This is a genomic window from Micromonospora sp. NPDC048843, assembly GCF_040649965.1.
GTDB lineage: Bacteria > Actinomycetota > Actinomycetes > Mycobacteriales > Micromonosporaceae > Micromonospora > Micromonospora hortensis.
In genome coordinates this window covers 1-4,072 of sequence record NZ_JBEZGJ010000319.1, presented here as the reverse complement: position 1 = coordinate 4,072, position 4,072 = coordinate 1, and the positions used below count along the sequence as shown (strand labels likewise).

Here is a 4,072-nt window from a genome sequence, read left to right as displayed (position 1 = left end):
GCCTGACCGACGGCGGGGCCGGCCGGTTTGCCTGTCGCGCCAGCGGGTAGCCGGCAGCGCTCATGCCCGCCGCGCGACGAGGCCGGCGCGAGGGTATCGCGCCGGCCGGCCGGAACGGCGTCAGGGACGCTGCGCGGGGGACTCGGTCTTCGCCGGGTCCCGCTCGGTGACCGGCCCGACGATGTCGTCGATCGCCTTGAGCAGGTCGGCGTCGAGCTTCACCCCGGCCGCCTTCACGTTGTCGTGCACCTGCTCGGGGCGGGACGCGCCGATGATCGCCGACGAGACGTTCGGGTTCTGCAGGACCCACGCCACGGCGAGCTGGGCCATGCTCAGCCCGGCCTGCTCGGCGATTGGCTTGAGCTGCTGCACCCGGGTGAGCACGTCGTCGTTCATGAACCGGGAGATGAAGCCCGCGCCGGACTTCTCGTCGGTGGCGCGGGAACCGGCCGGCGGCGGCTGGCCCGGCAGGTACTTGCCGGAGAGCACACCCTGCGCCATCGGCGACCAGACGATCTGCCCGATGCCCAGCTCCTCACTGGCCGGCACCACCTCGGATTCGATGACCCGCCAGAGCATCGAGTACTGAGGTTGGTTGGAGACCAGCGGGATGTGCAGCTCCCGGGCGAGCGGGTGCGCGGCGCGCAGCTGCTCGGCAGTCCACTCGGAGACCCCGATGTAGTGCGCCTTGCCGGAGTGGACGACGTCGGCGAACGCCTCCATCGTCTCCTCCAGCGGCGTGCTGTAGTCGTACCGGTGGGCCTGGTAGAGGTCCACGTAGTCGGTACGCAGCCGGCGCAGCGAGCCGTTGATCGACTCCATGATGTGCTTGCGGGACAGGCCACGGTCGTTGCGGCCCGGCCCGGTCGGCCAGTAGACCTTGGTAAAGATCTCCAGGCCCTCCCGGCGCTCGTTCTCCAGCGCCCGGCCGAGCACGTCCTCTGCTCGGGTGCCGGCGTACACGTCGGCGGTGTCGAAGGTCGTGATCCCCGCGTCGAGTGCGGCCCGGACGCAGGCGAACGCGGCGTCCTCCTCGACCTGCGACCCGTGGGTGATCCAGTTGCCGTACGAGATCTCGCTGACCATCAGGCCGGAACGGCCCAGGTGTCGGAATTCCATGTACCGACCCTAGCTCCAGTGGATCAACACTGACGACCGGCGACTCAGAGCACCGGGTTGGCGTCGGTGAGTAGCCGGTCGATCTCCTCCAGCACCTCGGTGCGATCGCGGTACACCGGATCGATGAGCGGCACGCCGCGCCGGTCCAGCGCGCCCCACCGCCCGTTGTCGCTCTCGACCAGGAACGCCACCGGGTGGATGACCAGCATCGGGTGCGCCGGCGGGACCAGCACCGTGCCGGTGCGGTCCACCACGCCCCGCCGACCCGCCACGTCGACAACGGCGAGCCCCTCGTCGGTGAAACCGTCGATCTGCTGGCCGTCGGCCAACTCGGTGACGAAGCCGTGGTAGCGGGTGGGCACGATGACCCGACCGGTCCGGTCGACAGCCCCCCAACCCTCGCGCCGCACCGCGGCCAGCCCACGCCGGAACGGTCGTACCTCGGCGAAGTTGGGCGCGACCTGCACCGCCCCGGTCGCGTCGATCGCCGTCCAACCAGCCTCGCCGACCACCCAGGCCAGGCCGTCGCTGAACGGCTGCGCGGCCCGGAAGGACGGCGGGATCACCGTCGTACCGAGCAGGTTGATCAGCGACCAGCGGTCCGTGTCCGGCCGGCGGACCCAGGCCAACCCGTCGTGGAAGGGCTGCGCCTCGGCGTACCGGGCGGGGACGACAACGTCGCCGTCCTGGCTGGTGTAACCCCACAGCGACCCGTCCCGGTCCGGCAACGGGGGTCGGTCCCGGTCGAGCACCTCGTCCCGACCCCGGGGGTACGCCCCGAAGCCATCCGCCTCGGCCCGGACGGTGACCGCGTCGAGGGCCACCCGGACCCGGTCCAGCAGTTCGGCGTCGCCCGCGCCGCGCAGGTCGAGCGCCTTCTCGAAATGCTCGCAGGCCTCCATGAGCCGTCCCTGGTCGTAACACGACCGCCCGGAGTGCTCGTGCAGCGCGGCCCGCAGCCGGTCGGGCAACTCGACCGAGTTGGCCTGGGCGAAGAGTTGGTCGGCCTCGGCGAAGTCGCCGCGCCAGCGCAGCACGTGGGCCAGCCGGGCCTGGGCCAGCGCGGTCCGGCGCAACTCGCCGGTGGCCTCGGCGTAGGTGAGGGCGAGCCGACCGTCGGCCAGCGCGTCGTCCAGGTCGCCGAGAATCCGCGAGGCCACCGCCCGCAGGCTGAGCAGCCGGGCCCGGGCCCGGTTGTCGACCGCCGAGCCCAACTTCTCGGTCAGCCGCCGCCGGATGGCCCGCAGGTCGTCCGGCTCCGTCAACTCCTCGCGCAGGGTGATCGGGTCCAACCGCCACCGGTACGCGGCCAGCACCTGCTCCGGGTCGCCCGGGTCGGCCAGCGACGGGCGGGTCACCACCGGCGGCGCGTCGTCGGGTGGCGGGGACACCGGCTCGTTCTCCCCGTCCGAGCCGCTCCTCGGGCCGGGTACGGCCGAGGCTGGTGGCCCGGAGGTCGGTACTACCGACGCTGGTGGCCCGGAGGTCGGTACTACCGACACTGGTGGCCCGGAGGTCGGCACTACCGACGCTGGTGGCCCGGAGACGGGCGCTGCGGTGGGCGGTGGTGTCGAGGCCGGCGGCGCGGAGACGGGTGCTGGTGCTGGTGCTGGCGGTGCGGAGGACGGTGCTGCGGAGGACGGCTGTGCCGCCGCGGGTGGCGCGGAGACGGGTGCTGCGGAGTACGGCTGCGCTGAGGCGGGTGGTGCGGACACCGGGGCGGCGGTCGGCGCTGGCGGCGCGGAGACGGGCGCCGCGGTGGGGAGGGGTGGCGCGGAGACCGGTGCCGCGGCGGACGCTGGCGGCGCGGAGGCAGGGGCTGTCGCGGACGCTGGCGGCGAGGAGACGGGTGCCGCGGGCGGGGCCGATACCGGCGGTGCCGGAGGAGCGGAAACCGGCGTGACCGAGGCGGGCGGTGCGGAGACCGGCGGGCTCGCGTCGTCCGCAGCCGTGGCGTGCAGTGCCGCGTCGCCCCGCCACTCGTCGATTCGCGAGCCCTGCGTCGGGCCCGTGTTCGGATCGTCTATCGCGTCCGCCGGCTCGTCGGGTGGCGCGAGTTCGTGCTCGACCGGATCGGTGTCCTCGCTGGGCGAAGCGGTGAGGGGCTGCTGGCCGGCCTCACCCTCGGCTTCGGTCCGCTGGTGGGGCATCGCGACGACAGGTGCGCCGGAGACGGGCTGGTCGCCGTCCAGCGCTTCCATGTCGAAAGTGGGCTGCGGATCGTCGTTCAGGTCGTCCGCCCAGAGCCGAGGGGCACCGGAGACGGGGTGAGCGGGTGGCGCGGAAACCGGCTCGAATGCGTCCTCTGGTGTCGACCCACTGGCGTGCTCGTCGGCCACGTCGGTGTGGGTGTCGGCCGCAGACGTCGACGTCTGCGCGTCCGGTGTCGCGGAGAGGTCGGGGTCGCCGGCCGTCGACTCGTCGTCGACCGGGTCGAACGACCGCTGGTCCGTCGCCGGCTCGGCCTGGTCGGATTCGGCGGGCTGAGCGGGGCTGAACCACGCCTCCGGCCCGCGGGTGCCCGGGACGTCGTCCGGCTCGTGAACGGGCGCCACCGGCTCTTCCGAGGGCGGCGGGGGCACGTAGCGGCGCGGCGTACCGGGGGCCGGTGGGAGCACCGGTGCCGGTGGCTGCGAGGCCGCCGGAGTCGGAACCGCGGGCGTCTGGTCGGCCGGGGCCGGGTCGGGGCGGGTCGCCAGCGGCGGCGGTGCCTGCCAGGTGGGTGGCGGGGCCACCGACGGGCGCGCGTCCGCCGTCGGAGATAGCCGCTCCGGCGAGTACGGGCGCTGCTGCGCGGCCGGTCGCTCCGGCGCGGCCGGTCGATCGGCGGGGTGCGGCCGCTCCGCCGGGGGCGAGCTACATCGACAACCTGGAGGACGGCGCCTGGAAGCAGGACGCCGTCAAGCAGGCCGCCGCGGCGTGGGCCGAGGTCGGGGCGAAGTTCAGCGACAAG

At 73.8% G+C, this 4,072-nt stretch carries 3 protein-coding genes; 1 reads left to right on the top strand and 2 read right to left on the bottom strand.

Going from position 1 to position 4,072, the window contains the following annotated elements; genetic code table 11:
* Nucleotides 1-120: 120 nt before the first annotated feature.
* A complete protein-coding gene (locus AB0C20_RS35440) occupies nt 121-1,119 on the bottom strand; it encodes an aldo/keto reductase family protein (protein ID WP_196918984.1) in 999 nt (332 codons plus the stop codon).
* A gap of 44 nt (nt 1,120-1,163) precedes the next feature.
* Nucleotides 1,164-3,674 carry a WG repeat-containing protein gene (locus AB0C20_RS35435; protein ID WP_357569649.1) on the bottom strand — a complete coding sequence of 837 codons (2,511 nt, stop codon included), beginning with the start codon at nt 3,672-3,674 and terminating at the stop codon, nt 1,164-1,166.
* A gap of 167 nt (nt 3,675-3,841) precedes the next feature.
* On the opposite strand from AB0C20_RS35435, the gene AB0C20_RS35430 reads away from it, so the two are divergent.
* Nucleotides 3,842-4,072 (top strand): hypothetical protein (locus AB0C20_RS35430; RefSeq protein ID WP_357569648.1); only part of this gene is annotated, 231 nt, incomplete at its 3' end.